This window comes from Microbacterium sp. Se5.02b, assembly GCF_019464375.1.
Classification (GTDB): Bacteria; Actinomycetota; Actinomycetes; order Actinomycetales; family Microbacteriaceae; genus Microbacterium.
Genome location: NZ_CP080491.1, coordinates 2,996,069 through 3,022,654 on the forward strand (window position 1 = coordinate 2,996,069; position 26,586 = coordinate 3,022,654).

Annotated in this window: 25 protein-coding genes, 1 tRNA gene and 3 pseudogenes; 11 read left to right on the plus strand and 18 right to left on the minus strand. The window is 68.3% G+C overall.

The window, feature by feature from the left end; translation table 11 throughout:
• Positions 1 to 3 precede the first annotated feature (3 nt).
• The 6 genes from K1X59_RS14885 to K1X59_RS14910 all read right to left on the minus strand — a co-directional run bounded on the left by K1X59_RS14885 (position 4) and on the right by K1X59_RS14910 (position 3,476).
• On the minus strand, positions 4 to 414 hold the full coding sequence (locus K1X59_RS14885) for a hypothetical protein (RefSeq protein ID WP_183150648.1): 411 nt from the start codon (positions 412 to 414) through the stop codon (positions 4 to 6).
• Positions 415 to 739: 325 nt separating this feature from the next.
• Positions 740 to 1,435, minus strand: coding sequence for an SOS response-associated peptidase (locus K1X59_RS14890; RefSeq protein ID WP_183150649.1), 696 nt, complete (start codon positions 1,433 to 1,435; stop codon positions 740 to 742).
• A 10-nt stretch (positions 1,436 to 1,445) separates the two neighbouring features.
• A complete protein-coding gene (locus K1X59_RS14895) occupies positions 1,446 to 1,778 on the minus strand; it encodes a hypothetical protein (protein WP_244632060.1) in 333 nt (110 codons plus the stop codon).
• Positions 1,779 to 1,918: 140 nt separating this feature from the next.
• Complete coding sequence (locus K1X59_RS14900) at positions 1,919 to 2,302, minus strand: hypothetical protein (RefSeq protein WP_220173539.1); 384 nt, start codon at positions 2,300 to 2,302, stop codon at positions 1,919 to 1,921.
• 115 nt (positions 2,303 to 2,417) lie between these two features.
• Positions 2,418 to 2,490 (minus strand) — tRNA-Thr (locus K1X59_RS14905).
• 41 nt (positions 2,491 to 2,531) lie between these two features.
• The gene (locus tag K1X59_RS14910) at positions 2,532 to 3,476 is read right to left on the minus strand and encodes a thioredoxin domain-containing protein (protein ID WP_183150651.1); all 945 of its coding nucleotides are present in this window, start codon (positions 3,474 to 3,476) and stop codon (positions 2,532 to 2,534) included.
• Between the two features lie 231 nt (positions 3,477 to 3,707).
• On the opposite strand from K1X59_RS14910, the gene K1X59_RS14915 reads away from it, so the two are divergent.
• Positions 3,708 to 4,811, plus strand: coding sequence for an ABC transporter ATP-binding protein (locus K1X59_RS14915; protein ID WP_183150652.1), 1,104 nt, complete (start codon positions 3,708 to 3,710; stop codon positions 4,809 to 4,811).
• Between the two features lie 81 nt (positions 4,812 to 4,892).
• Positions 4,893 to 6,197 carry a DUF4032 domain-containing protein gene (locus K1X59_RS14920; RefSeq protein ID WP_183150653.1) on the plus strand — a complete coding sequence of 435 codons (1,305 nt, stop codon included), beginning with the start codon at positions 4,893 to 4,895 and terminating at the stop codon, positions 6,195 to 6,197.
• Positions 6,198 to 6,257: 60 nt separating this feature from the next.
• Here K1X59_RS14920 and K1X59_RS14925 read toward each other — a convergent pair whose 3' ends face one another.
• The 6 genes and pseudogenes from K1X59_RS14925 to K1X59_RS14950 all read right to left on the minus strand — a co-directional run bounded on the left by K1X59_RS14925 (position 6,258) and on the right by K1X59_RS14950 (position 11,784).
• A complete protein-coding gene (locus K1X59_RS14925) occupies positions 6,258 to 6,899 on the minus strand; it encodes an NAD(P)-dependent oxidoreductase (protein WP_183150654.1) in 642 nt (213 codons plus the stop codon).
• A gap of 21 nt (positions 6,900 to 6,920) precedes the next feature.
• On the minus strand, positions 6,921 to 7,928 hold the full coding sequence (gene rlmB, locus K1X59_RS14930) for a 23S rRNA (guanosine(2251)-2'-O)-methyltransferase RlmB (protein WP_183150655.1): 1,008 nt from the start codon (positions 7,926 to 7,928) through the stop codon (positions 6,921 to 6,923).
• Positions 7,921 to 9,324: a cysteine--tRNA ligase gene (cysS, locus tag K1X59_RS14935; protein ID WP_220173540.1), complete on the minus strand. Its 1,404-nt coding sequence runs from the start codon at positions 9,322 to 9,324 to the stop codon at positions 7,921 to 7,923. The genes rlmB and cysS overlap by 8 nt, the downstream gene beginning before the upstream one ends.
• A 70-nt stretch (positions 9,325 to 9,394) precedes the next feature.
• Positions 9,395 to 9,985, minus strand: coding sequence for a short chain dehydrogenase (locus K1X59_RS14940; RefSeq protein WP_183150656.1), 591 nt, complete (start codon positions 9,983 to 9,985; stop codon positions 9,395 to 9,397).
• Positions 9,986 to 10,050: 65 nt separating this feature from the next.
• A pseudogene (gene ispD / locus K1X59_RS14945) lies at positions 10,051 to 11,230 on the minus strand (2-C-methyl-D-erythritol 4-phosphate cytidylyltransferase).
• Between the two features lie 71 nt (positions 11,231 to 11,301).
• Entirely contained in the window at positions 11,302 to 11,784 is a 483-nt protein-coding gene (locus tag K1X59_RS14950; RefSeq protein ID WP_017201416.1) for a CarD family transcriptional regulator, read from the minus strand.
• A 134-nt stretch (positions 11,785 to 11,918) separates the two neighbouring features.
• Here K1X59_RS14950 and K1X59_RS14955 point away from each other — a divergent pair, with 134 nt between their 5' ends.
• Positions 11,919 to 12,452, plus strand: coding sequence for a DNA modification methylase (locus tag K1X59_RS14955; RefSeq protein ID WP_183150658.1), 534 nt, complete (start codon positions 11,919 to 11,921; stop codon positions 12,450 to 12,452).
• Between the two features lie 58 nt (positions 12,453 to 12,510).
• Here the strand turns inward: K1X59_RS14955 and K1X59_RS14960 are convergent, their stop codons facing one another.
• Both K1X59_RS14960 and K1X59_RS14965 read right to left on the minus strand, forming a co-directional pair.
• Complete coding sequence (locus K1X59_RS14960) at positions 12,511 to 13,194, minus strand: response regulator transcription factor (protein ID WP_183150659.1); 684 nt, start codon at positions 13,192 to 13,194, stop codon at positions 12,511 to 12,513.
• Positions 13,191 to 14,407: pseudogene (locus tag K1X59_RS14965) on the minus strand (sensor histidine kinase). The gene K1X59_RS14960 and the pseudogene K1X59_RS14965 overlap by 4 nt, the downstream one beginning before the upstream one ends.
• Before the next feature lie 219 nt (positions 14,408 to 14,626).
• Here K1X59_RS14965 and phoU point away from each other — a divergent pair.
• On the plus strand, positions 14,627 to 15,337 hold the full coding sequence (phoU, locus tag K1X59_RS14970; RefSeq protein ID WP_183150660.1) for a phosphate signaling complex protein PhoU: 711 nt from the start codon (positions 14,627 to 14,629) through the stop codon (positions 15,335 to 15,337).
• Between the two features lie 70 nt (positions 15,338 to 15,407).
• Here the strand turns inward: phoU and K1X59_RS14975 are convergent, their stop codons facing one another.
• Positions 15,408 to 16,157, minus strand: a complete 750-nt coding sequence (locus K1X59_RS14975; protein ID WP_183150661.1) for a phosphoglyceromutase — start codon at positions 16,155 to 16,157, stop codon at positions 15,408 to 15,410.
• Between the two features lie 59 nt (positions 16,158 to 16,216).
• Between K1X59_RS14975 and K1X59_RS14980 the strand changes: the two are divergent.
• Positions 16,217 to 17,043 (plus strand): annotated as a pseudogene (locus K1X59_RS14980) (class I SAM-dependent methyltransferase).
• Between the two features lie 2 nt (positions 17,044 to 17,045).
• On the opposite strand, the gene K1X59_RS14985 reads toward K1X59_RS14980, so the two are convergent.
• From K1X59_RS14985 to K1X59_RS14995, 3 genes are all read right to left on the minus strand, one after another.
• Positions 17,046 to 18,173 carry a folate-binding protein YgfZ gene (locus K1X59_RS14985; RefSeq protein WP_183150662.1) on the minus strand — a complete coding sequence of 376 codons (1,128 nt, stop codon included), beginning with the start codon at positions 18,171 to 18,173 and terminating at the stop codon, positions 17,046 to 17,048.
• Between the two features lies 1 nt (position 18,174).
• Entirely contained in the window at positions 18,175 to 18,777 is a 603-nt protein-coding gene (locus tag K1X59_RS14990; protein ID WP_183150663.1) for an FABP family protein, read from the minus strand.
• A gap of 150 nt (positions 18,778 to 18,927) precedes the next feature.
• Positions 18,928 to 19,218, minus strand: a complete 291-nt coding sequence (locus K1X59_RS14995; protein WP_183150664.1) for a hypothetical protein — start codon at positions 19,216 to 19,218, stop codon at positions 18,928 to 18,930.
• Between the two features lie 73 nt (positions 19,219 to 19,291).
• Between K1X59_RS14995 and K1X59_RS15000 the strand changes: the two genes are divergently transcribed.
• From K1X59_RS15000 to pstA, 6 genes are all read left to right on the plus strand, one after another.
• Complete coding sequence (locus K1X59_RS15000) at positions 19,292 to 19,975, plus strand: response regulator transcription factor (RefSeq protein WP_183150665.1); 684 nt, start codon at positions 19,292 to 19,294, stop codon at positions 19,973 to 19,975.
• Between the two features lie 52 nt (positions 19,976 to 20,027).
• Positions 20,028 to 22,193 carry an RNA degradosome polyphosphate kinase gene (locus K1X59_RS15005; RefSeq protein ID WP_183150666.1) on the plus strand — a complete coding sequence of 722 codons (2,166 nt, stop codon included), beginning with the start codon at positions 20,028 to 20,030 and terminating at the stop codon, positions 22,191 to 22,193.
• Positions 22,190 to 23,179 (plus strand): NUDIX hydrolase, encoded by a 990-nt coding sequence (locus K1X59_RS15010; RefSeq protein ID WP_183150667.1) that lies wholly within the window; start codon positions 22,190 to 22,192, stop codon positions 23,177 to 23,179. The genes K1X59_RS15005 and K1X59_RS15010 overlap by 4 nt, the downstream gene beginning before the upstream one ends.
• A gap of 150 nt (positions 23,180 to 23,329) precedes the next feature.
• Positions 23,330 to 24,436, plus strand: coding sequence for a phosphate ABC transporter substrate-binding protein PstS (gene pstS / locus K1X59_RS15015; protein ID WP_183150668.1), 1,107 nt, complete (start codon positions 23,330 to 23,332; stop codon positions 24,434 to 24,436).
• Positions 24,437 to 24,528: 92 nt separating this feature from the next.
• A complete protein-coding gene (pstC, locus tag K1X59_RS15020) occupies positions 24,529 to 25,479 on the plus strand; it encodes a phosphate ABC transporter permease subunit PstC (RefSeq protein WP_183150669.1) in 951 nt (316 codons plus the stop codon).
• A 1-nt stretch (position 25,480) separates the two neighbouring features.
• Positions 25,481 to 26,584, plus strand: a complete 1,104-nt coding sequence (gene pstA / locus K1X59_RS15025; RefSeq protein WP_183150670.1) for a phosphate ABC transporter permease PstA — start codon at positions 25,481 to 25,483, stop codon at positions 26,582 to 26,584.
• Positions 26,585 to 26,586 lie beyond the last annotated feature (2 nt).

Sequence of the window (26,586 nt, forward strand, 5' to 3'; positions counted from 1 at the left end):
CACCTAGCCTTCGGGCCGGGTGGGGGTCTTTCGCGTTGCCGGGGCGATCGACTCCCTCACCCGGCGCGACTCGCTCCACGCGCCATCTGCGAGCTCGGGTCGATCTGCCACCATTGCATCCACGAGCGGACGAGCCGCATCCACAGTGACGGTGGCGATAGCGATGAGAGCCCTCATCCACATCCGTCCGACATCGTTTCCCATGTGACCGATAACAGAGTGTGCGAGGACTTCAAACGGGAGCTTCGGGACCCCGAGGTGCACCCCGCCCTGCACCTGAGCGAAGAACTTGATGACCTCGAGGACCGACACCGGCCCATCGTCATAGGTGGCCGCCGGTGCACGTAAGAACTCTTTGAGGGATCCCTCGACAGTGGGAACGGCGAAGCTCGATACGTGCGCGAAACCGAGCATGGTACGGCTGTTGGGCGCGACCTCGGGCGCATACGGGGTGAAAAGGAAGCGCGGAGGCGGTAGCTCCAGCCTTCGTCTCGCAACATTGATAATCGCTGACCCATCAACGAGCATTGCGCGAAGGATCCCCGAAATCCCGAGTACTTCGTAGCGGCTGGCCCCAGTTCGGCTTCTTGCCTCAAGGTCAGCGACATGCTGGACCAAGAGCCATTCGCCGACCTCCGTCGAGATATCCCATGGAGCAGACTGCCCAACGTAGAAAGCGTCCTCATGGCCCATACTGGCCAACCTACCCGCGCTTGGAGCCGATGAAGATAGGCAGACCCTATTCTGCGCGTGCGATCAGCGACGCGTCGCTGGCGTCGGCGGTTCGCGAGTTGTTGACCTTCCGGTCGACAATGTGCTCGGTGACCGTGGCGGCGACGTCGGCGGATGTGTGCTCGAGCATGGCGAGGGTCTCGGTCTTGCGATCTCCGGTCAGCTTCTCGGGAGTCAACCATGCGTCCCACGTGTCGGGGGTGAGGAACGCGGGCATCCGGTCGTGGACCTCCCCGCTGGCGTCCCGCGCCTCACGCGTGATGACCACGAAGCACCGGGACTTCTCACCGTTCGCCAGCTCCATCGACCAGGTGAGGCCGGCCGCGGAGAGTAGCCCGTCGCCGTGGAGGAAGTGCGGTGTCTTGTTGCCCTTCTCGCCGGTCCACTCGAAGTAGCCGCGCATCGGGATGATGCAGCGTGCGGCGGAGAACGCCGGAGCCCAGAACCCGGTCGCGAGCTTCTCCATCCGGGCGTTGATGATGGGTGCGCCCTTGGGGCGGTTGGCGGGCTTCTGCCAGTCCCAGCGCACGAGCTCGAGGATGCGGCCCTCGCCGCGGTCGCGCACGATCGGCGCGTCCATGGTCGGCGCGATCGAGTACGCACCGGACCACGACTTCCACCAGTCCTCCGGCTTGCCCCCATCAGCGACGTACTCCCGGATCAGCTCGTCCGTCTTGGCATCGTTCGCGAATCGACCGCACATGGCAGCGACCCTACGCCGGCCCGTCGACATCGGCGAGGGTTACGGCGTTGCCCCAGACCCAGCAGCGGAACGTCTGGTCCTCGGCACGGAACTCGATGCCGGCCGCGAGCGGTGTCGAGCGCACGAGCTTCGCATCGACCCGCACAGCCTCGGGGCCAAACCTGACCCATGCCTTCACGCGGCGCTGGAGAGGGTGCGGGTAGATCGTCAGCGGCTGTCCGCGGATGTCCATCTCACGGTCGGTGAGCGACTGCAGCGGCCCGTGCTTCGCGGCCTCGAGGATCGATCGCGCCTGCGACTGCATGTCGCGGTACGCGGAGAGCGTCGCCCCAGGGTTCCCCATAGCCGGTCATGTCCTTCCTCCGGCCGAGAGGTTCGATTCTATGCGCCGTCCCCGACGTGGATTTCCATAGCCGCCGCGACTGCGATCTCGGCGAGGTAGTCGGCGAGGTCCTCAAGACACTGCTCACGCGTGACCATGGGTCACTCGAAGCTATCGATTCGGACCTTCACGGTTTCCTTCTCGCTGTCGATGACCACGCTGCACTGATAGGTGGAACGGAGCTTGGCGCCGAAGCTGTTTTCGGCGTCCACGGTCCCGGACACCGTCCATGTGCCGCTTCCTGTAGCAGCCGAAACGAACTCAGCGGTTGCGGGAGCCTTGAGCCGCTCCTTGATCGCGTCCTCGCAGTGCCTGATCGCCACAGATGAGTTGTTCACGTCGTAGTCGTCATCATCGCCACTCGCGATTGAGATCCCGATCACCACGGCAAGCAAGACGAGGCACACCGACATCACAACCCAGGCGATCGGGTGAGGCTTCTTCGCACCCGAAGACTGAATGCCCGGCAGATACTCGGTTCCCATGCCCGCGAGCATAGCGCCAGCGGAACCCAGGCGTTTTCGCTGGGTTTCCGCTGGAACCCTTTTGGCGAACTCCGCGTCGGAACACGCGGTCCCTTACTCTCGTAAGGACTCAGAGAGCCGACTACGGGACTCGAACCCGTAACCCCCGTATTACAAGTACGGTGCGCTACCAATTGCGCCAAGTCGGCGGACGCCCCCAGCTTAGCTGGCAGCATCGACGGCGTTCGACCTACGGGGCGGGTGTGGAAGACGCAGAAGGTGTCGGGGTCGGCGTCTCGCGCGAGGCATCACTGGCGACACTGAGCACGAACTGCGAGAACTCCGCCGGGTCGTCCAGCGCCCCGACGTACGCCTCGCCGTTCGCCACGATCATCGGCGCAGCCGAGAGCACGAGGTCGTCCGAACCGGCCAGCGGTCCTTCCAGCGCCCTGGTGGTCGCCTCCTTGGCCCAGCCGACGAAGTCGCCGTCTTCGATGCACGAACGGACGGCCTTGGAATTGTCGACGCCGACGGCGAGGGCGAGATTCGCGAGATCCTCGTCCGAGAGTCCCTCGCTGCCCACTTCGGGCTGGTCGTCGAGCAGGTCATGGTTGAACGCGTAGAACTGCTCGGGCGAGTGCGTCGCCACGCACGCCGCAGCCGCGGCGGAACGGAGGGAGAACTTGGTGCCGTTGGAGCTGGCGGTGAGCAGCGCCACCGGGTGGTAGCTGACCGTGACCGCACCCTCGGTGATCCAGCCCGCGAGCTGGCGGGCGTTGGCGCGCTCGAACTTCCCCGCGTCCGGCGACAGATAGTCCACGTAGACGTGGATGTCGACCTTCTCGGACGTCGTCGGCGTCGGCGCCGGCGTTGCGGTCGCACCGGCATCCGTCGCGTCGGGATCAGGCGTCGAAGGAACCTCCTGCGACGATGCGAAGGCCTCGATGTCGGTGACGACCACGCCGTCCGACTGCATCCCCGTGGGAGTGAGACGAGGCTTGGAGACCTGCGCCGACACCGCAAGCGTCACAGCGGTGCCGATCGCCCCCACCGCCGCGATCGCCACCGCACCGATGATGATCCGTCGCATGAGGCGCGCCCGCGACTGCTGGGCGTGCACTCTCTGGGCCTTCTCCCGCACGGCCTCGCGCGAATTGCGAGGTGTGGGGACGTTCGGCGTTTCGTCGCTCGACATCGTTCCTCTTGTGAGTCTTCAGGGGGTCCGGGTTGGCCCCGACCGCCGCTCGGCGACGATCGCCGCAGCGCGCGGCCGAGTTCGATGCTAGCCAGTCAGGCTGAGAAATACCCAGGTACCGTCGTTCATGCCATACTGATCCCGACCCAATGACGGGTCACGGCGGTTCACTCCGCCGCTTCATCACTACGGATCGTCCGGCACGTACCTGCCGGTGAAGGAGAAACCACAATGGCATCTGTGACTTTCGACGAGGCCACCCGCCTGTACCCCGGCGGCACCCGTCCGGCCGTCGACAAGCTGAACCTCGAGGTCGGAGACGGCGAGTTCCTCGTCCTCGTCGGCCCCTCCGGTTGCGGTAAGTCCACGTCGCTCCGCATGCTCGCCGGCCTCGAAGAGGTCAACGCGGGCCGCATCCTGATCGGCGACCGTGACGTGACCGACGTCCCGCCGAAGGACCGCGACATCGCGATGGTCTTCCAGAACTACGCGCTGTACCCGCACATGACCGTCGCCGAGAACATGGGCTTCGCGCTCAAGATCGCCGGCGTCGGCAAGGAGGAGCGAGCCGCTCGCGTCCTCGAGGCCGCCAAGCTCCTCGACCTCGAGCCCTACCTGACCCGCAAGCCCAAGGCACTCTCGGGCGGCCAGCGTCAGCGCGTCGCCATGGGCCGCGCCATCGTGCGTCAGCCCCAGGTGTTCCTCATGGACGAGCCGCTGTCGAACCTCGACGCCAAGCTCCGCGTGCAGACCCGTACGCAGATCGCTTCGCTGCAGCGTCGACTCGGCGTCACGACCGTCTACGTCACGCACGACCAGACCGAGGCCCTCACCATGGGCGACCGCATCGCGGTCCTCAAGGACGGTCTGCTCCAGCAGGTCGGCTCGCCGCGCGACCTGTACGAGAAGCCGAACAACGTCTTCGTGGCCGGGTTCATCGGCTCGCCCGCGATGAACCTGTTCGCGGCCGACCTTGCCGACGGCGGCATCCGCTTCGGCTCCGAGGTCGTCCCGCTCGACCGCGACACCGTCGGCCGCGCGAACGGCAGCCAGGTCACGGTCGGCGTGCGTCCCGAGGACATCACCGTCGGCCCGGCCGACGGCAAGGGCCTTCCGGTGGTCGTCGACCTGGTCGAGGAGCTCGGCGCCGACGGGTACCTGTACGGCCACACCGAGATCAATGGCAAGCGCAGCGACATCGTCGCCCGCGTCGACGGCCGCAACCACCCGAACGCCGGTGAGACGGTCACGCTCGCGGCGAACCCGGGCCACGTGCACGCGTTCGACATCGAGTCGGGCGACCGCCTGAACGACAAGCCGGTCGTCTCCGCCTGATCGGACACCAGACGCGGCGCAGGCTGACTTCGGTCACCTGCGCCGCGTCTGTTTTCCTTCCCTCCACGACCCGGGAGCGCCATGCAGGATTCGCTGCGGATCACCGCCAGCAAGATCGATCCGGGGCTGCTGTCCCTGCCCTGGTCGACCTCGCTCGCCAAGTGGCCCTCGGAGCACATCGTGTCGCTCCCGAAGGGCCTCTCGCGCCACCTCGTGCGCTTCGCCGATCTGTCCGGCCGCGTGATCGCGGTCAAGGAGACCACGGCGGAGATGGCGCAGCGGGAATACGACATGCTCGGCAACCTCGCTCGCCTCGATGTGCCCTGCGTCGACCGCGTCGCGGTGATCGCCGGACGCACTGACGCCGACGGCGAGCCTCTCCCGGCAGCCCTCGTCACCTCGCACCTGCGCTTCTCGATGCCATACCGGGCTCTGTTCACCCGCGTGCTGCGTCCTGACACCGCGACCAGGCTCGTCGATGCCCTCGCGCTGCTCCTGGTGCGCCTGCACAACGTCGGCTTCTACTGGGGTGATGTCTCCCTCTCGAACACGCTGTTCCGCCGCGATGCGGGCGCGTTCGCCGCCTACCTGGTCGATGCCGAGACCGGCGAGCTGCATGAAGAAGGCCTCACAGACGGGCAGCGCGCCTACGACCTCGACCTGGCACGCACGAACATCGCCGGAGAGATCATGGACCTCGCCGCAGGCGGCCGCCTCGAGCACGGCGTCGACGCCGTCGCGATCGCCGACGGCATCGTCTCCTCGTACCGGTCCCTGTGGGCGGAGCTCACCGCCCAGGAATCGTTCTCGGCCGCCGAGACCTGGCGCATCACGGAACGGGTCGAGCGCCTCAACGCGCTCGGCTTCGACATCGACGAGATGTCGCTGTCGACGACGGCAGACGGTCGAGTCGTGGAGATCCAACCGAAGGTGGTGGACGCAGGTCACCACCAGCGCCGCCTCATCCGGCTGACCGGCCTCGACGTGGAGGAGAACCAGGCGCGGCGGCTGCTCAACGACCTCGACGAGTTCCGCGCCCGATCGACGAAGCAGTGGGCCGACGAGGAGATGTACGCGCACGAATGGCTCACCCGCGTGTTCGAGCCCGTCGTGCGCGCGATCCCGTACGAGCTGCGGGCCAAGCTCGAGCCCGCCGAGGTCTTCCATCAGGTGCTCGAGCACCGGTGGTACCTGTCGCAGGCTCAGGGACGCTCCGTCCCGCTGGCCGAGGTGCTGACGAGCTACATCAACGAGGTGCTGCGCCATCGCCGCGACGAGGCCACCATCATGGGCCCACCGACCGAGACCATGAGCCTGCCCGTCGTCACCGGCGTGACGCCCGTGTCCGACGAGGACGAGGACGTCGACTGGCGCGACCTGGTCTGACCCACGCGGCACGAGGCCGCGCGCTCGACGTCAGCGGGGGCGCCGTCAGACCCTGCGGGGTCAGTAGCCGACGGTGAAACGCTCGCGGTGGTGGTTGCCCTGCTCGATCTCGTCGACCACAGCGACCGCGAAGTCGGCACCGGAGATGAAGGACTTCCCGTCGGCATCACGGACGAGCACGTCGCCGCCGTCCCGGTACTGCCCGGTGCGCTCGCCCTCCGCCCACGGGCCGAACACCTCGGCGGGGTGGATGAAGAACCAGTCGAGTCCGGCATCCGTCGTCTCCAGGAGGGCGAGGGAATCGATACCGACCTGTGCCTCGTGCTTGTACTCCTCGGGGAAGTCCTGGTCGAACAGCCGCGGCCCACCCGGGGCGACGAGGCTGCCACCGGCACCGCCGACCACGCCGAGACGCGTCTCGGTCCCGACGAGCCGGTCGACAACGTTCGACAGAGCTTCGAGCGCACGATCCTCCATGTCACCACGCGGCGAAAGCGCGGAGACCACCGCATCCGCGCCCACGAAGGCATCAGCCAACGGCGCCAGGTCGAGCGCGGACCCCTGCACGTAGGCCGCTCCCGCCACCGGATCGGCCGCCGTCGAACGCGAGATCGCGATCACCGCATGGCCGCGACTCACCGCCTCCGCGACGATGTGACGACCGGCGTAGCCGGTACCTCCGAGTACGACGATGCGAGCCATGGTCTGCCTTTCCTCGAGCCGTTACTTCTTGAGGGCGCGTACCGTCGCCACCTGGTACAGGGCGACGGAGGTGGCGATCCCCGCGTTCAGGGACTCGGTCGCAGCCGAGATCGGGATCGAGACGATCTGGTCACACGTCTCGGTGACGAGCCGCGACAGCCCCTTGCCCTCCGAGCCCACGACGATCACGACAGGGCGGTCGGCGAGCTGCAGGTCGGGGAGCGAGACGTCGCCGTCGCCGTCGAGCCCCAGCACGAAGACACCCTGCTTCTTGAACTCCTTGAGCTGCGTGGTGAGGTTCGTCGCGAGCGCCACCGGGATCCGGGCCGCGGCTCCGGCACTCGTCTTCCACGCGGCGGAGTTCACGCCGGCGGAACGCCGCTGCGGCAGGATGATGCCGTGTCCGCCGAATGCCGCGGTCGACCGGATGATCGCGCCGAGGTTCCGCGGGTCGGTGACCCCGTCGAGCGCCACGAACAACGGCACCTCTCCGTTGTCGATGACCTGCTCCAGGAGGTCCTGCGGATGCGCGTACTCGTACGGCGGCACCTTGACGGCCACTCCCTGGTGCACGCCGTCGAAGCCGGCCATCCGGTCGAGTTCCTGGCGCGTCACCTCGAGCACCGGGATGCCGCGGTGCGTGGCGATCGACAGCATCTCCTTGACGCGGTCGTCCATCTCGACCCGCTGCGCGATGTAGAACGCCGTGGCAGGGATCTTCGCCCGCAGCGCCTCGAGCACCGAGTTGCGCCCGGTCACCGTCTCGGTGTCGGTGGTGTTGTCCTTCGCGCGGGCGGAGCGGTTCGGGTTTCCGCCGGATGTCTGCCTCGTCCCCGGCTTGCCCTTGCCTCCGGACGCGGCATAGCGCTCGGCGGCGGCCTTGCGCTTGCCTGCCGGGTGCCAGGCGCGGTCCTCGGCCTTCGGGGTCGGTCCGCGCCCTTCGAGCGCCTTGCGCCCGAGTCCACCGGTGCCCTTGGTGGGGCCCTTCTTCTTGCCGTTGCTCGCGCCGGGGCGCTGTGGCTTAGCCATCGATACTCCAATGAGTTCCGGCCGGAGTGTCCTCCAGCGTGATTCCTGCGGCGGCGATCGCGTCTCGGATGCGATCCGCCGCCGCCCAGTCCTTGTCAGCGCGTGCCTGCGCGCGCTGGGTGATCATCGTCTGGACGAGGGCGTCCAGAGTGCGGTGTTCAGCGAGGTCTCCCCCGCTGGACATGAGTTCGTCGAAGCCGAGGAGCCGGACCATCGCGTCCACCTGGACGAAGGCGGCCCAGGCCGCGTCGTTCGCGCCGGCGTCGATCGCCGTGTTGCCGCGTCGCACCGTCTCATGCAGCACGGCGAGTGCCTGAGGAACGCCGAGATCATCATCCATCGCGACCGCGAACGCCTCGGGGATCTCGCCGATCCGCGTCTCGTCCGGCGCACCGGGCAGCGCACGGCGGACACGGGCGATGAACGTTCCGATGCGCGCGAGAGCCGCCTCTGCCTCGGTCCACGACGATTCGCTGAGGTCGAGGCTCGAACGGTAGTGCGCGGCGGCGAGCGCGTAACGCACCACCAGTGCATCCTGCAGAGCAAGCACGTCGGCGGCCAGCGTGAAGTTGCCGAGCGATTTGGACATCTTCTGTCCGTCGACGGTCACGAGTCCGTTGTGCACCCAGTATCGGGCGAAACCGTCGCCGGCCGCCGTCGACTGCGCGAGCTCGTTCTCGTGGTGCGGAAAGCGCAGGTCGAGTCCGCCGCCGTGGATGTCGAACTCCGCGCCGAGATACCGCTTCGACATGGCGGAGCACTCGATGTGCCACCCGGGACGCCCGGCGCCCCAGGGGGACTGCCAGGTCGCATCCGCCGGCTCATCGGCCTTGGCGCCCTTCCACAGCGCGAAGTCCTGCGGGTTCCGCTTTCCCCGAGGATCCGCGTCCTCCGCCGCCTCCATGTCGTCGAGCGACTGGTGCGTGAGCGCACCGTACTCGGACCAGGAGCGCACATCGAAGTACACATCGCCGGAGCCGTCCGGCGCCGGGTACGCATGACCGCGGTCGATCAGCACTGCGATCAACTCCTGCATCTGCGGGACCGAAGCCGTGGCTCGGGGCTCGTACGTCGGCGGAAGGATGCCGACGGTCGCATAGGCCGCGGTGAACTCCTGCTCCATCCGGTAGGCGAGCGCCCACCACGGCTCGGCGTCCGTCGCATTGGCGAGCACCTTGTCGTCGATGTCGGTGACATTGCGCACGAACGTGACGCGACCGTAGCGGTGCTCGAGCCAGCGCCGCAGCAGATCGAAGCTGAGTGCCGCCCTGACGTGACCGATGTGGGGCCCGGACTGCACCGTGGGTCCGCACACGTACATCGTGATGTTCTCGGGATCGAGAGGCACGAAGTCACGCAACACCGCGGCGCGGGTGTCGTAGAGGCGGAGAGTCACCGCTCAAGCCTACCGGGCGCGGTCTCCGCGAGTCTGGGCGCGCCGAGCGGCCTCATGTCGGCGCGCCGGCTCAGTCGACCGGCAGCACCTCGCCGGTCTGCACCCCGAGGACGCTCTTGGCGTAGGCCATCCCGACCCGGTACGACGAGACCGGCACGAAGCCGGGGAAGGAGGAGTGATACGAGGGTGCGTCCTCGAGCACCGAGGGGCTGACGGCGTTGATGCGGATGCCGCGGGGCAGCTCTGGTGCCGCCCCGAGCACGAACGCCTCGAGAGCGCCGTTGGCGAGGGACGCCGCCGCTCCGGTGGCGATCGGCTCGCGGGCGAGGATGCCGGAGGTGAGCGTGAAGGAGCCGCCATCGCGGACGAAGCGCGTTCCGATGCGGACGACGTCGAGTTGCGAGAGCACCTTGCCCCGGAGCGCGGCCTCGTAGTCGTCGCGGCCGAGTTCGGAGAGCGGTGCGAACGGCACGCTCCCGACGGCGGCGACGACGGCGTCGACGTCCCCGACCTGCTCGAACAGGCGCTCGATGGAGCGGGGGTCGGTCACGTCCACCGAGGGTTGCCCGTTCCGCGAGGCGGCGACGATCTCGTGCCCGTCGAGCGCCGATGCGGCCGCGCGACCGACGTGCCCGCTCGCACCGATGATGAGGATCTTCACTCCGGCTCCTTCCGTCCTGCCCGCGTGATCACGCAACCCATTCGGGTCGTCTTCACGCTATCGCGTCAGACCGGGAAGACGATCGCGACAGCGGTGACGGCGATGCCCTCCGAGCGGCCGGGGAAGCCGAGGCCGTCGGTGGTCGTGGCAGTGATGGACACCGGCGCCCCGAGTATCTCTGCGAGGCGGGACTGCGCCTCCGCCCGTCGCGGGCTGAACTTCGGCCGGTTGCCCTGGAACTGGACCGAGACGTTGCCGATCGCGAAGCCCGCTTCGACGAGCCGTTCGCGCGTCCGCGCCAGGAAGACCTCGGCGTGCGCGCCTGCGTATTCGGGGTGAGAGGTGCCGAAATGCTCTCCGATGTCACCGAGTCCCGCGGCGCCCAGCAACGCATCCACGATCGCGTGCGCGACCGCATCGCCGTCGGAGTGCCCCGAGAGCGGCTGCTCCCCGGCCATTCGAGTCCGGCGAGCCAGAGGTTCCCCTCGCCGCCGAAGGCGTGCACATCGGTGCCGACGCCGACGCGCGGTGCCCCGTGGCGCGGCCGCTCCGGGGCGAGCAGGTGCCTGGCGCGCTCGAGGTCGTCCGGCGTGGTGATCTTGAAGGCGCGCTCCGAGCCGGGGATATGACGCACCGCGTGGCCTGCTGCGGCGAACAGGGCGGCGTCGTCGGTGTACTCGATCCCGGACGCGAGCGCCTCGGCGTAGGCGGCTTCGAGCAGCCGGCGCGGGAATCCCTGAGGCGTCTGCGCCGCGGCGAGCTCGGAGCGGTCGACGGCCGCCACGACGACGCCGTCTGCCACCTTCTTGAGGGTGTCGACGACCGGGAGCACGGGGAGCACGCCGTCGTCGGCGGTGACTGATCGGGCGACCTTGTCGATCTGCGACGGCGGTGTGAGGGCGCGAGCGGCGTCGTGCACGAGCACCGTCTTCACGTCACCCCAGAGTGTTGCGAGTCCCGCCGCGACGGACTGCTGGCGGGTGGCGCCCCCGTGACGACACGACCGAGGTCGCGCCGATCCCCCGCCGCGGCCTCGAGTTCAGCGAGGGCGTCCCCCTCATAGCCGGACGGGGCCACGACGATCACCTGGGCCGGAGCGGCCGCGAAGACGCCGTCGAGCGCATGGCGCAGGATCGTGTGCGCATCGATCCCGACCAGGGCCTTCGGCGCGCCAGCCTCCAGGCGCGTGCCGGAACCGGCGGCGACGACGATGATCGCGATGTCGGGTACGGGAAGCAGAGTCACCGTCTCACGCTACCGCGTGGCGGGAACGCCGAAGGGGCGGATGCCGAAGCATCCGCCCCTTCGCAGAGGACTCAGGAGGCGAGGACCTCGTCGAGCAGTGCGCCCGCCTTGTCCTCGTCGGTCTTCTCGGCCAGCGCGAGCTCGGAGATGAGGATCTGACGAGCCTTCGCCAGCATCCGCTTCTCGCCCGCGGACAGGCCGCGATCCTGATCGCGGCGCCACAGGTCGCGCACGACCTCGCTCACCTTGATGACGTCTCCGGAGGCGAGCTTCTCGAGGTTCGCCTTGTACCGACGAGACCAGTTGGTGGGCTCTTCGGTGAAGGGTGCACGCAGCACCTCGAAGACATGATCGAGACCTTCTTTTCCGATCACGTCGCGAACGCCGACCAGGTCGACATTCTCAGCAGGAACCTCGATGATGAGATCGCCCTGGGTGACGTTGAGCTTCAGATATTTCTTCGCCTCACCCTTGATGATGCGCTCCTTGACCTCGATGATGGTCGCAGCGCCATGGTGGGGATAGACGACGGTTTCGCCAACCTCAAAAAGCATAAAAACGTGTCCTTTCGGCAACCTCAAGGATACCACAGGGGAGATGCGCTAAGGTTCGCGCTCCCCAGGCCGGGAGCGGTCGCGTCTTACCCATAGAATGGATGCGGATATCCCGCCGGACCTCAGGAGGACCCGTGAAATCGCGCCTTGTTGCGTCTGCAGCCCTCAGCGCCATCGTTCTGCTCGGCGCGACGGGGTGCACGTTCATCACCCCGCAGTCGACGAAGACCGAGTACGCGGCGTCCGACGGCGTGAACATCTCGGATGCCGACGGACCCATCGACGTGCGAAACGCTCTCATCATCGCGAACGACGACGGCACGATCGGCAACTTCATCGCCGGGATCGTCAACCCCACCGAGGAGAGCGCCACGCTCACGATCGCGCTCGCGGGCAGCGAGCCGTTCAGCATCACCGTCCCGGGCGGCGGCACCGTGAGCCTCGGCGCCGACGAGGAGCCGTTGCGGATCCTCGACCTCGACACGAAGCCCGGCGCGACCGTCGAGATGCACTTCCAGTCGGGTGACTCCACGGGCGTCAAGGCCGAGGTCCCGGTCCTCGACGGCTCGCTCCCCTACTACTCCGACCTCGTGCCCTCGGAATCGGTGCGCACGTCGACGCCGACGCCGACTCCGACCGACACGGCAGCTCCGGCGCCCGCCGAGTGATCGCTCGCTGACGCAGGCAAGAGGCCGGCACCCCTCGGGGCGCCGGCCTCTTGCGTATTCAGCCCTCGAACCGGTATCCCAGACCGCGCACGGTGACGAGCATCACCGGCTCACCGGGGTTCTCCTCGATGCGTGACCGGATGCGCTTGATGTGCACGTCGAGCGTCTTCGTATCGCCGAAGTAGTCGCTTCCCCACACCCGATCGATGAGCTGACCGCGGGTGAGCACTCGCCCCGAGTTGCGCATCAGGACCTCGAGCAGCTCGAACTCCTTGAGCGGCATGTTGATCTGCGCGCCCGCGACCGAGACCGTGTGCCGGTCGATGTCGAGCGAGACCCGCCCGCCCTCGAGCACGCGCTCGTCGAGCTCGCTGTCGGCCTGCACCACCCTGCGGAGCACCGCACGCATCCGGGCGAGCAGCTCCCGAGAAGAGTACGGCTTCGTGATGTAGTCGTCGGCCCCGAGCTCGAGGCCCACGACGATGTCGACCTCCGAGTCCTTGGCCGTGAGCATGATGATGGGCACGGCGGACGTCGACCGGATCTGCCGACAGACCTCGGTGCCCGGCATCCCCGGCAGCATCAGATCGAGCAGCACGATGTCGGCGCCGCGCTCCCGGAACGCCGTGAGCGCACCGGGGCCGTCCTCTGCGATCTCCACCTCGTACCCTTCGCGTCGCAGCAGATACGCGAGCGGGTCGGCGAGGTCGGGCTCGTCTTCGACGAGAAGGATTCGGGTCATGCTCTCTCTCCGTTTCGAACGCGCGCCGAGGCCTTGGCGGCCTTGCGCGCGCGCTTCTTCTTGCTCTTCTTGCCCGCATCGCCGTACTCGGGGGCGTCGATGCGAGGAAGCCGGACCGTGAAGGTGGACCCGCGCCCCGGCCGGGACCACAGTCGCACCTCACCACCGTGACGCTGTGTGGCGTGCTTGACGATGGACAGTCCCAGCCCCGTGCCGCCGGTACGCCTCGAACGGGCTTCGTCCGCCCGGTAGAAGCGTTCGAAGATCCGCTCGCGATCAGCCTCGGCGATGCCGATGCCCTGGTCGGACACCGCGATCTCGACCACGCCGTCTTCCGCGCGCACCCCCACGCCGACGCGGGATCCGCGCGGCGAGTAGACGATGGCGTTGGCTATCAGGTTGCCGACCGCTTCGATCAGGATCTGCGCATCGCCGCGCACCCAGACACCGCGGTCTCCGCCCCTGGCGAGGTCGACGCCCGCGGAATCGGCCTGCACGACGTGCGCCTCGATGGAGGCGGCGATGACCTCGTCGATCGCGACAGGCCCGACCTTCGTCAGGCCGTCCTCCGCCTGGAGGCGGGACAGGCTCATGATGCGTCCCGTCAGCTGGCCGAGACGCCCCGCCTCAGCCGAGATCCGTGCCGCGAAGATCCGCACCTGGGCCGGGTCGTCCGCGGCGGACTCGATGGCCTCGGCGAGCAGACTCACCGCCCCCACCGGCGTCTTCAGCTCGTGGCTCGTGTTGGCCACGAAGTCACGACGCATCTGGTCGAGCCGCTCCTGCTCGGTCACGTCGCGGATGATCAGCAGCACGAAGCGGGAGCCGATGGCGCTGGCGCGGGCGGAGACGAGCCGAGGGTCCAGGCTCAGACCGCCCCGGGTGATCCGCATCGACTCCGTTGCGGTACCGCCGTCGGCCCTGACCCCGCGGACGAGCTGTCGGAGCTCCGGGTTGTCGAGCGTGGACCCGACGTCGATGCCGAAGCGGCTCGCGGCCTGCGACGCGGCGAGCACGAGTCCGGAGGAGTCGACCACCCCGCCGCATCGTCCATGCTGTGCAGCACCTCGGTCATGCCGGCCGGAATCGCCAGCGAAGTCTCCTCCTGCACCCGTGCCCGAGCGCGATAGGCCCACGCCACGAGCAGCGAGAGGCCGACGCCGATGATCAGCCCGATGGCGAGCGAAGACAGCGCGAGCTGCGGCAAGGTCATGTCATAAGCGTAGAGTGCGTTCACCGTCCGTCCGGCGGGTTTCCGCGCCCTGGCGGGAACCGGAGAAGTACTATTCACGTGCTGGGCACCGTTCGTTAACCTTCGAAGCAGACAATCGCTTCGGGCCTGTGCGGGTGCACAGACCTGCTCTCGTGCGGACGACCCGCCGTCTCGTGCTGACGACACAGCCGAGATCCGAATGAAAGGTTGCGCCCCAACATGCGCGAAGTCTTCCACCAGTCCCTCGAGGACCTCCAGTCCCGTCTCGTCGAGATCGCCGACCTCGTCACGGTCTCGATCGACAAGGCGACCAGAGCTTTCGCGACCAGCGACGTCGCCCTCGCCGAGGAGGTCATCGCCGACGACGCGAAGATCGACGAACTGGCCGTCGCTCTCGACGAGCAGGCGATCGAGATCCTCGCCCGCCAGCAGCCGGTCGCCCGCGATCTGCGCATCGTCGTGACGGCGCTCCGGGTGAGCGCCTCGCTCGAGCGCATGGGCGACATGTCGGAGCACATCGCTCAGCTCGCCCGCCTCCGCTTCCCAGAGCGCGCCATCCCCAAGGGCCTCAAGGGCACGTTCGTGAAGATGGGCGAACTCGACGTCGAGGTGGCTCGCACGCTCTCCGAGCTGCTGCGCACGCAGGACCTGCGCTTCGCGGATGCGATCCGCAACGCGGACGACGACGTCGACGAACTGCACGCCACGGTGTTCGAGAAGGTCCTCAGCGACAACTGGAAGGGCGAGGCGACGGCGACCGTCGATGCCACGCTCGCCAGTCGTTACCACGAGCGATTCGCCGACCACGCGGTCGCGGTCGCGAAGAAGGTCGTCTACCTCGCGACCGGCGACTGGGCGGTCGAGGAGGAGGACATCCCCCTCGCCGTGGAGCAGCAGGGACTCGAGCAGCAGGAATTCGGACACGCCTGACGCACACGGCGCGAACGAGGAAGCCCCCGATGCCTTCGCATCGGGGGCTTCCGGCGTTTCCGGAGACGACCTACTTCTTGCCCTGAGCGGCCACGGCGGCGGCACCGGCGGCGGCGGCTTCGGGATCGAGGTAGCGACCGGGACCGGTGGGGATGTTGTTCTCATCCAGTTCGTAGACCAGCGGGATGCCGGTGGGGATGTTGAGCTCGGCGATGGCGTCGTCGCTGATCCCCTCGAGGTGCTTCACGAGACCGCGCAGCGAGTTACCGTGCGCCGTGACGAGGACGGTCTTGCCTGCCTCGAGATCGGGGACGATCGCGCTCTCCCAGTACGGAAGCAGACGATCGATGACGAGCTTGAGCGACTCGGTGCGGGGAACCTCGCCGTCGATGTCCGCGTAACGGACGTCGTTCACCTGGCTGAACTCGCTCTCGTCGTCGAGCACAGGCGGCGGCACGTCGAACGAGCGGCGCCACAGCTGGAACTGCTCCGGGCCGAACTCCTCGAGCGTCTGCGCCTTGTCCTTGCCCTGCAGCGCCCCGTAGTGCCGCTCGTTCAAACGCCAGGAGCGGGTGACGGGGATCCACAGGCGGTCCGCAGCATCCAGGGCGATGTTCGCGGTCTGGATCGCACGACTCAGCAGCGAGGTGTGCAGCACATCGGGGAGGATGCCGGACTCGGCCAGCAGCTCTCCGCCGCGACGTGCCTCCTTCTCACCCTGCTCGTTGAGGCGGACATCCACCCAGCCGGTGAAGAGGTTGAGCTCGTTCCACTCGCTTCGGCCGTGGCGGAGCAGGATGAGGGTACGCGTCGCAGTCATGCCGCCAGTTTATCCGCGCACGGCCCGGTGACCGAGCCGGATGCTGGGAGGATGGAGACATGGCGTCATCTCCCCTCGGTCGGCCGACCCGCGGCACGACGGGGACGAACCGACTGCGGCGCAACGATCGCTGGATCGCGGCGAGCGACGCCCTGCGACGCGCGTCCGACCCGCTGGTCGTCGACCTCGGCTACGGCGCGAGCGGCGTCACCGTTTTCGAGCTCGCGACTCGACTCGTGCGAGTGCGGGACGACGTCGAGGTGCATGGCCTCGAGATCGACACCGCACGAGTGGCCACCGCCGACGCGCAGTTGGCCGAGGTGCGGGCTGGACGCACGCCGTTCGCGTCAGACCTCCCGGTGTCGTTCGCCCGCGGCGGGTTCGAGGTGCCGCTTCCCGCAGGACGCGAAGCCGCCGTCATCCGCGCCATGAACGTGCTGCGGCAGTACGACGAGCAGGATGTGCCCGATGCCTGGTCCCGCATGGCGGGCAGGCTCGCCCCGGCGGTCTCCTGTTCGAGGGCACCTGCGACGAGATCGGCCGCGTCTCGAGCTGGATCGACGTCGACGCGCACGCCGTCCCCCTGCGCTTCACGATCTCCCTGCGGCTCGCCGATCTCGAACGGCCGAGCATCGTCGCGGAACGCCTGCCGAAGGCGCTGATCCACCGCAACGTGACCGGAGAGCGGATACACGCCCTGCTCGTCGATCTCGATCGCGAATGGGATCGCGCGGCGCCGCTGTCGACGTTCGGGGCCACTCAGCGGTTCCTCGCAGCGGTGACCGCCCTGCGCGATCAGGGGTGGCCGGTGCGCGGCGGGCGGAGTCGCTGGCGCCTGGGCGAACTCACGCTGCCCTGGGAAGCGGTCGCTCCCCGCTCCGTCTGACCTCAGCTGACGCCGGAGCTGCGAGGGTCCGGTGCGGAGGGACGCCGGGAGAGCCGGGTCAGGCGCGGGATGTCCGCTGTGGCTCCCGCATCCGCGGGGACGATGACCTGCTGGGACGCCGCGATGTCGACGCCCTCGGACCGCACTACCAGATCGCCGACCGGTGCGCGCCGCGACAGGATCGCCAGAGCGATGGGGCCGTCCTCGTGGTGACGGGCCACGGAGGTGAGGCGACCCACCTCGTCGTCCCCCGCGAACACCGGGTCACCCGGCTGCGGGAGCACGGCATCGCTCCCGTCGAGATGGAGGGCGGCGAGGCGACGCGGCGGATGCCCGAGGTTGTGCACCTTGGCGACGGTCTCCTGCCCGCGGTAGCACCCCTTGTTCAGATGAACCGCGCTGCGGATCCAGTCCGACTCGTGAGGGAGCGAGCGATCGTCGACCTCGGCGGCCCAGCGCGGACGCCACGCGGCGATCCGCAGCGCCTCCGCGGCGAGGATCCCGGCGAGGGCATCGCGATCGACTGCCGCCGCCAGAGCATCCGCCGACGCAGCGGTCAGCACCGCGACGCGCCAGGCGTAGTCGGCGCCGGGGTGCTCGGCGACCTCGGAGTACTGGTGTCCTCCGACGCTGATCCGCTGCCACGGATCCGCCCACACGAGAGGGACGCCGTTCGGGGCGAACGCGGCTGCGGAGGCCGTCGCTGCGATCGAGCCGGCGTCCAGGAAGCCGACCAGCTCGAGATCGGCGCGGACATCGACCGTCGCCTGCGTACGGAACTTCATGCGGGTCAGCCACGCGGCGAGCGCCTCGGCGTCTCCTGCATCGGCGATGAGCCAGGTCGAGGCCCCATCGTCGAGCACTCCGGCGGCGTGCTCGACGCGTCCCTGCGGATCGAGCACCAACAGCTCGGTGCTCTCACCCGGCGCGAGGCGCCCGACGGCCTGCGAGGTGATCGAGTCGAGCCAGATCAACCGCTCGGGGCCGGCGACCTCGATCACCGTGCGGTCGCCCAGGGGCGCGAGCGCGGCACCCTCGGCGAGACGGCGCTGCTCGCGGAAGGCGTCGCCGAAATGCGCGATCACCTCGCCGTCGGAGATCGCACCGTGCAGGGCGCCGAAACCGCCCACGTCACACCTTCGCCAGTCGCGCCGACGCGTGCGAGCGCAACGGGGTGCCGAGCGCGGCGATGTCCCACGCCCACAGCAGATGCCCGTCGACGAGTCCGTACATCCGCGACGACGCGGTGTGCACCTTCGCCCCCGCACTGCGGACGACGGCATCGGAGCCGATGTCGATGCGGGGGCCGTTGATCTCGCCGATGTACAGCTCCAGAGCGCCGTCGGCGTGCGCGAGGGACACCTCGATCGGGAAGCCGCCGCTCGGCGCGCGCAGTGTCTCGACGTCATCGACCGTGCGTCGCACAGCCGGCGCCGTCGGCGGGAGCAGCGCCGGGCCGGGATCCGCGGCCGTCGCAGGGCGGGCGAGTCGCCAGAAGCCCGTCTCTGCGAGCAGTGCCGTCGCCGGGGCGCCATCCTCGGAGAGGAACGTGGCCGTGCCCGAATAGTTCAGGAAGGGCCCGCCGTCGTGGCTGAAGCTGACGCGGTGCGTGAACTCGCCCTGCAGACGTTCGTCGCCGACGGGGTAGTCGATGACTCCGGTCCCCTCCCACACGCCGATCAACCACGCGAACGGCGCGAGGTCGGCGGGGAGGTCGGTGGGAAGTTCGATCACGATCGCGTCAGCGCTGGCCGCGGAAGAGGTTGCGGAGCACCACTGCCGAGACGAAAACGATAGCGAGGCTCGCGAGGCCCAGCAGGCCGATGAAGAAGATTTCGAGCGCCATGAGGTCCATGCGATCCACCTTACCGCGCCGCGCCGAGGTCAGGTCGGGATCAGCGCGGCGACGCCGAAGCCCACGGAGATGACGCCCATCAGCAGCAGAGCGCCGACGACGCTGCTCGCCACGCGGAAGATGAAGCCCTGCGTTCGCCCGTACCAGAGCTGCACGGCGAAGGACAGCAGCACGACACCGCCGAAGCCGACCAGCATCCACGGGACGCGCCACTCCTCCGGCACGAAGATCCCGATCGCCACGGTCGCGACGAACGCCGCCGCCCACACGACGATCACACCGACGAACGCGTTGCGCGGTGCGAGTGCTGGTTCCGTCATGACACCATTGTTGCGCATCCGCTCCCGGTATCATGGCGGCACGGCGTCGATCCCACGTCGGTGAGGAGTGCGCGTGGCCCTGGTCCTGGTTCTGACCAATGCTCCGCTCTCGGAGCAGGTCCTGCCCGCTCTGGAGCTGCTGAGCCATAAGGCGCGCCAGATTCCGGCTGAGCCTGCGCAACTGGTCAACGCCCCCGACTACGACGTCGTCATGGTCGACGGGCGCCACGACCTGGTCGCGGCGAAGTCGCTCTGCCGTCTTCTGCGCGCGACAGGTCAGGATGCGCCGCTGCTGCTCGTCGTCACAGAGGGAGGCATGAGCGCCCTCTCCGGCGACTGGGGGATCGACGACGTGCTGCTCGTGACCGCGGGGCCCGCCGAGATCGACGCGCGTCTCCGGTTGGCGCTGGCTCGACGCGACGAGGTCGCCGAGCCCGCACGCGTGCAGGCATCCGGCGTCACGATCGACGAGCAGTCCTACTCCGCGAAGCTGCGCGGCAGGCCGTTGGACCTCACGTACAAGGAGTTCCAGCTGCTGCACTTCCTCGCCACCCACCCTTCACGCGTGTTCACGCGGGAGCAGCTGCTGAGCGAGGTCTGGGGCTACGACTACTTCGGCGGCACCCGCACGGTCGACGTGCACGTACGACGGCTCAGGGCGAAGCTCGGCGACCAGGAGCAGATCATCGGCACCGTGCGCAATGTCGGCTACCGCTTCAACGTCAACGAGGACGACAGCGTCGTCGCGGCCCGGTGAGAGGGAGCGCTCGTTCACACGGGCGTCACCTGGCGGTGCTTAGATGTACCCCATGATCGATCCCGCACTCGCCGACGCCGGCCTCGGTGACGCCGAAGACGACGACTTCGACGCCATCGAGTCGCCCGACTCCCAGCTTCCCGACCATCGCTACCTGGATCGCGAGCTGAGCTGGCTCGCGTTCAACCAGCGCGTGCTGGAACTCGCCGAGGATCCGTCGCTGCCCGAGCTCGAGCGGGCGAACTTCCTGGCGATCTTCGCCAGCAACCTCGACGAGTTCTTCATGGTGCGCGTCGCCGGACTCAAGCGACGCATCATGACGGGTCTCGCCGTGCCGACGAACATCGGCCGCTCCCCTGTCGACGCGCTCGCCGACATCTCGCGCGAGGCGCACGCGCTCCAGCTTCGCCACGCCGACGCGTGGAACACCCTCGTGCGCCCCGCCCTCGCCGATTCCGGCATCGAGATCACCGACTGGTCCGAACTCACCGACGAGGAGCGATCCGGGCTGTCCGACTATTTCCAGGCCCAGGTGTTCCCGGTCCTCATGCCACTCGCCGTCGATCCTGCGCACCCGTTCCCGTACATCTCCGGCCTGTCGCTGAACCTCGCGATCCGCATCCGCAACGCCCGCACCGGCCGGCAGGAGTTCGCACGTCTCAAGGTTCCGCCGATGCTCCCCCGCTTCGTGGAGGTTCCCGGTGGCGGCGAGATCAAGCGCTTCCTGCGCCTCGAGGAACTCATCGCGAACCACCTCGGCGACCTGTTCCCGGGCATGGAGGTGCTCGACCACCACGCGTTCCGCCTCACCCGGAACGAAGACGTCGAGATCGAGGAAGACGAGAGCGAGAACCTGATCCAGGCGCTCGAGGCCGAACTGCTGCGTCGCCGCTTCGGTCCGCCGATCCGCCTCGAGATCACCGACGACATGGACGATGTCACGATGGATCTCCTGGTCCGCGAACTCGACATCACCGACCTCGAGGTCTACCGCCTCCCTGGTCCGCTCGACCTCCGAGGCCTGTTCGACCTCTCGCGCATCGACCGCCCCGACCTGCGCTACCCGCCCCATCTGCCCACCACCGCCGTGGCGTTCCAGCCCGCCGGTTCGAGCACGCGCGCCGACATCTTCAAGGCGATCCGCAAGTCGGACGTGCTCGTGCACCACCCGTACGAGTCGTTCACGACCAGCGTGCAGGCGTTCCTCGAGCAGGCTGCACGCGACCCGCACGTGCTCGCGATCAAGCAGACGCTGTACCGCACCTCGGGTGACAGCCCCATCGTGCAGGCTCTGATCGACGCTGCCGAAGCCGGAAAGCAGGTGCTCGCCCTCGTCGAGGTGAAGGCCCGGTTCGACGAGGCCAACAACATCGTGTGGGCGCGCAAGCTCGAGAAGGCCGGCGTGCACGTGGTCTACGGTCTCGTCGGGCTCAAGACGCACTGCAAGCTCGCCCTCGTGATCCGCGAGGAAGACGGGATGCTGCGCCACTACTCACACGTCGGCACCGGCAACTACAACCCCAAGACCAGCCGCATCTACGAAGACTTCGGGCTGTTCACCGCCGACGCACAGGTCGGGAAGGACCTGACGCGACTGTTCAACGAGCTCAGCGGCTACGCGATCGAGAAGAAATTCAAGCGGCTTCTCGTCGCCCCGCTCCACCTCCGCAAGGGACTCATCCGGCAGATCGACGCCGAACGCAAGAACGCGGAGGCCGGGACCCCCGCGCACATCCGCATCAAGGTGAACTCGATGGTCGACGAGGAGATCATCGACGCGCTCTACCGCGCCAGCGCGGCCGGAGTGAAGGTCGACGTCTGGGTCCGCGGCATCTGCAGTCTGCGCACCGACCTGGAGGGCATCAGCGACAACATCACCGTGCGCAGCATCCTCGGCCGGTACCTCGAGCATTCGCGCATCTTCGCCTTCGAGAACGGCGGCGACCCGCAGGTGTACATCGGCAGCGCCGACATGATGCACCGCAACCTCGACCGCCGCGTCGAGGCGCTCGTGCGGGTCACCGACCCCGCTCACCTCAAGGAGCTGCAGACGTTCTTCGACCTGGCCATGGACGCAGGGACCACGTCGTGGCACCTCGGCGCCGGCGGCGTCTGGGAACGCCACGCCGTCGACGCGGAGGGGAAGCCCCTGATCGACCTGCAGGATAAGACCATGGGGTTGATCCAGCGGCGTCGTCGCGCGCGGGCGGTGCGATGACCGGGCGGCAGCTGCAGCTCCCGCCAGACGCCGTCACGACGGCGAAGTGGGCGGAGAAGGCCGTGTACGCCGCGGGTGCCGTGGTCTGGCGCATCGTCGACGGCAAGCTCCGGATCCTCCTCATCCACCGCACGAAGTACCGCGACGTCACGCTGCCCAAGGGCAAGGTCGATCCCGGCGAGATGCTCGCCGAGACGGCCGTGCGCGAGGTGCACGAGGAGACCGGCATCCGGGTCTCGCTCGGCGTTCCGGTCGGTGTGAGTCGGTATCACCTGGCGTCGCAGAAGCAGAAGATCGTGCATTACTGGGCAGCCGAGGCGACGGAAGAGGCGATCCGCGCGTCGACGTTCGTGCCGAACCGCGAGATCGCAGCGGTCGAATGGGTCAGCGTCAAGAAGGCCCGTTCGCGTCTGAGCTACCCCGTGGATCTCGAGATCCTGGACTTCTTCTCGAACCTCGTGGACGACGGCGTGCTCCGCACCTTCCCCGTGATCGCGCTCCGGCATGCGAAGGCGCTCTCGCGATCGAGTTGGGACCGTGCGGATGCGGCGCGACCACTGACCGAGCGCGGACGTACGCAGGCCAAGTCCATCGTCGGACCGCTGCGCGCCTTCGGCGTGCGCAAGATCGTCACCAGCGATGCCGTCCGCTGCGTGGAGACCATCACCCCGCTGGCCAAGGCACTCGCGCGCAAGCCCGTGAAGACCGAGAAGATCAGTCAGGATGCGTGGGAGGACGGCACCGCCGATCTCCGCGCGGTCGTGGGTCGACGCGTACGCTCCGGGAAGCCGGCGGTGCTGTGCAGCCACGGCCCCGTGCTCCCCGGCCTGCTGTCGGAGATCGCTCTGGCCACCGGCACCCTCCACGGGTCCTACCTCGGAAGCGCGGCGGACCTCGAACCCGCCGCCTTCTCTGTCGTGCACCTCTCGGCCACGAATCCCGGCTCCGGCATCATCGCGATCGAGACGCACATCCCCAAGGTCTGACGACCCCCGGATTCTCGCGGGAGCACCCCAGAGAGTCGCTCGTCGTTCACCTGCCGTTCACCTGCTCGGGAGAGTCTCGTTAACCGTCGCCCATAGCGTCACTGTGTGCCCTGCACCGGGCCCCACCCATCCAAGATCGAAGGATCCACAGTGAAGATCTCCCGAATCGCACGAATCGGCGCCATCGGCGCCGTCGCCGCTCTCGCTCTCGCCGGCTGCGCCGCGAACGAAGGCGGCACCGGTTCCACCGAAGCTCCCACCTCCGATGTCGCCGCCGTCAGCGGCTCCCTGGTCGGCGCTGGTGCGTCGTCGCAGCAGGTCGCCATCCAGGCATGGACCGCCGAGTTCCAGAAGACCAACCCCGACGCCCAGGTCGAGTACGACCCGCAGGGTTCGGGCGGCGGCCGTGAGTCGTTCCAGCAGGGCGCGGTCAACTTCGCCGGTTCCGACCGTGCGTTCAAGACCGACGAGATCGCCGCGGGCGGCTTCGGCGCGTGCGTCGACGGCTCCGACCTGATCGAGGTCCCCGCCTACGTGTCCCCGATCGCCATCGTCTTCTCGCTCGACGGCGTGGACGAACTGAACCTCGACGCCGCGACCATCGCGTCGATCTTCGCCGGCAAGATCACCAACTGGAACGACCCGGCGATCGCGAAGGACAACCCCGACGCCACGCTCCCCGACCTCGCCATCACGCCCGTGCACCGCTCGGACAAGTCGGGCACCACCGGCAACTTCACCGACTACCTCGCGCAGACCGCGGGTGACGTGTGGACGGCAGGCAGCGTCGAGGAGTGGCCGGCCGACCTCGGCGGCGAGTCCGCGGAGAAGACGTCCGGCGTCGCCAACGCCGTCAAGGGCGGACAGGGCCTCATCGGCTACATCGACTCCTCGCAGGCCGCGGACTTCTCGGCCGTCAACGTCAAGGTCGGCGACAACTTCGTGCCGCACTCGGCCGAGGGCGCCGCTGCCGCGCTCGACGCCTCGAAGATCGAGGACGGCCGCACCGACGGCGACCTCGCCTTCGCGATCGACCGCACCACGACCGCCGACGGCGCGTACCCGGTGCTGCTCGTCAGCTACCTCATCGGCTGCGCCGAGTACGAGGACGAGAACATCGCCGCGCTGACCAAGGCGTTCTTCACCACGGCGATCAGCGCCGAGGGCCAGGACGTCGCCGCGACCAACGCGGGCAGCGCCCCGATCTCGGACGACCTGCGCACGCAGGCCCAGGCTGCGATCGACCTCATCAAGTGAGTCAGTGACGGTCTCCGGGATGCCATGCGGCATCCCGGAGACCGTCTGCTCGCGTCAGACACCCGATCTCCACTGAGCAGGAAGCAGCTCCCATGACAGCCACGACCTCGCCGGCGTCGACGCGCATCGTCGCGAAGAAGCGCGCCGGCGACCTCTGGTTCTCCGGCACGGCGGTCGCCGCCGGATCCATGATCATGATCACGCTGGCCGCGGTCGCGATCTTCCTCATCGTGCAGTCCATACCGGCATTCACCGCAACGTCGGAAGATGCCTCCCTGCTCAAGACCAACTTCTGGGACTACGTCGGCCCGCTGCTTTTCGGCACCGTCTGGGCCGCGTTCCTCGCGCTGCTTCTCGCGGTGCCGCTGTCGCTCGGGGTCGCGCTCTTCATCACCCACTACGCCCCCCGCCGCCTCGCGCAGGGCCTGGGTTACATCGTCGACCTGCTGGCCGCCGTCCCCTCGGTCGTGTTCGGCCTCTGGGGCATCCTGGTCCTGGCGCCGGCCGTCCAGCCGATCTACGTCTGGCTGAACACGAACGCCTCATGGATCCCGCTCTTCGGCGGTGTCGTCTCACCCACCGGGCGCACGATCCTCACCGCCGCCATGGTGCTCGCGGTCATGGTCGTCCCGATCATCACGGCCATCTGCCGCGAGATCTTCCTGCAGACCCCTCGCCTCCACGAAGAGGCGGCCCTCGCGCTCGGCGCCACCCGCTGGGAGATGGTGCGCATGGCCGTGCTGCCCTTCGGCCGCTCCGGCATCGTCTCCGCCTCCATGCTGGGCCTCGGCCGAGCACTCGGAGAGACCATGGCCGTCGCGATGGTCCTCTCGGTGAGCAAGGCCGTGACCTTCGAACTGCTCACCTCGACGAACCCCTCCACGATCGCAGCGAACATCGCGCTGACGTTCCCCGAGGCCTATCAGGTCAACATCAACATCCTCATCGCGACCGGTCTGATCCTGTTCGTCGTGACGTTCGCGGTGAACGCTCTCGCACGCTGGTTCGTGAACCGCCGCAAGGAATTCTCGGGAGCGAACTGACATGACCGTTACCGCCCCCGAATCGGCCCGCACGGCCAGCGCCGCACCTTCGAGCCTGTCGCTCAGCTCGGGGCACCTCCCCCGCTGGGCACCCTGGGCGCTCCTCGCGGTCTCGCTGCTGATCGGCTTCACGCCGTTCGCCCTGGAATCCCTGGCCAGCGGCACCGACCTCAACATCGCGGGCTCCGTGGTCCTCGGCGCCGTCATCTACCTCGTGCTCATCTACGTGATGTCGCGCATCATCGAGGGCTCCCGGAAGGCGCTCGACCGCCTGGTCACGGGTATCGTCACCTCGGCGTTCGCGATCGCGATGGTGCCCCTCGTCTCGGTCGCCATCACGGTGGTCGCCAACGGCGTCGCCCGCTTCGACGGACTGTTCTTCTCGTCCTCGATGCGCGGCGTCCTCGGCGAGGGCGGAGGCGCCCTGCACGCCATCATCGGCACGCTGCTGGTGACGCTCGCCGCGGCGATCATCTCGATCCCGATCGGCCTGATGACGGCGGTCTACCTGGTCGAGTACGGCAAGGGCGGGCGCATGGCCCGCACCATCACGTTCCTCGTCGACGTGATGACGGGCATCCCGTCGATCGTCGCCGGTCTGTTCGCCTACGCGGTGTTCGCCCTCATCTTCGGCCCTGGCGTCCGCATGGGCATCGCGGGGTCCGTGGCCCTCGCCGTGCTCATGATCCCGGTCGTCGTGCGGTCGACCGAGGAGATGCTGCGCCTCGTCCCGAACGAGCTGCGTGAGGCCTCATACGCCCTCGGTGTGCCGAAGTGGCTCACGATCGTCAAGGTGGTCCTTCCGACCTCGATCGCCGGCATCACGACGGGTGTGATGCTCGCCATCTCCCGCGTGATCGGCGAGACCGCCCCGCTGCTCCTCACGGCCGGCTTCACCGACGCCATGAACTACAACCTCTTCAGCGGCCGCATGCAGACCCTCCCCGTGTTCACGTACTCGCAGTACGCGTACCAGGGCATCCCCGCGGAGGCATACGTGGAGCGGGCATGGGCAGCCGCCCTGACGCTCATCATCATCGTCATGCTGCTCAACCTGATCGCGCGCCTCGTCGCGAAGATCTTCGCCCCCAAGACCGGCCGCTGAGC

Coding starts and splice junctions, on each gene's coding strand:
- K1X59_RS14960 (WP_183150659.1), bottom strand. CDS start 13,194: ATGACCCGAATCCTTCTCGTCGAAGACGAGCCCGACCTCGCCGACCCG.
- K1X59_RS14890 (WP_183150649.1), bottom strand. CDS start 1,435: ATGTGCGGTCGATTCGCGAACGATGCCAAGACGGACGAGCTGATCCGG.
- K1X59_RS14885 (WP_183150648.1), bottom strand. CDS start 414: ATGCTCGGTTTCGCGCACGTATCGAGCTTCGCCGTTCCCACTGTCGAG.
- K1X59_RS14995 (WP_183150664.1), bottom strand. CDS start 19,218: ATGACGGAACCAGCACTCGCACCGCGCAACGCGTTCGTCGGTGTGATC.
- pstA (WP_183150670.1), top strand. CDS start 25,481: ATGACCGTTACCGCCCCCGAATCGGCCCGCACGGCCAGCGCCGCACCT.
- K1X59_RS14975 (WP_183150661.1), bottom strand. CDS start 16,157: ATGACTGCGACGCGTACCCTCATCCTGCTCCGCCACGGCCGAAGCGAG.
- K1X59_RS14925 (WP_183150654.1), bottom strand. CDS start 6,899: ATGGCTCGCATCGTCGTACTCGGAGGTACCGGCTACGCCGGTCGTCAC.
- K1X59_RS14950 (WP_017201416.1), bottom strand. CDS start 11,784: ATGCTTTTTGAGGTTGGCGAAACCGTCGTCTATCCCCACCATGGCGCT.
- K1X59_RS14920 (WP_183150653.1), top strand. CDS start 4,893: ATGCAGGATTCGCTGCGGATCACCGCCAGCAAGATCGATCCGGGGCTG.
- K1X59_RS14910 (WP_183150651.1), bottom strand. CDS start 3,476: ATGTCGAGCGACGAAACGCCGAACGTCCCCACACCTCGCAATTCGCGC.
- K1X59_RS14915 (WP_183150652.1), top strand. CDS start 3,708: ATGGCATCTGTGACTTTCGACGAGGCCACCCGCCTGTACCCCGGCGGC.
- pstC (WP_183150669.1), top strand. CDS start 24,529: ATGACAGCCACGACCTCGCCGGCGTCGACGCGCATCGTCGCGAAGAAG.
- phoU (WP_183150660.1), top strand. CDS start 14,627: ATGCGCGAAGTCTTCCACCAGTCCCTCGAGGACCTCCAGTCCCGTCTC.
- rlmB (WP_183150655.1), bottom strand. CDS start 7,928: ATGGCTAAGCCACAGCGCCCCGGCGCGAGCAACGGCAAGAAGAAGGGC.
- K1X59_RS14900 (WP_220173539.1), bottom strand. CDS start 2,302: ATGGGAACCGAGTATCTGCCGGGCATTCAGTCTTCGGGTGCGAAGAAG.
- K1X59_RS15005 (WP_183150666.1), top strand. CDS start 20,028: ATGATCGATCCCGCACTCGCCGACGCCGGCCTCGGTGACGCCGAAGAC.
- K1X59_RS15010 (WP_183150667.1), top strand. CDS start 22,190: ATGACCGGGCGGCAGCTGCAGCTCCCGCCAGACGCCGTCACGACGGCG.
- K1X59_RS14895 (WP_244632060.1), bottom strand. CDS start 1,778: ATGGGGAACCCTGGGGCGACGCTCTCCGCGTACCGCGACATGCAGTCG.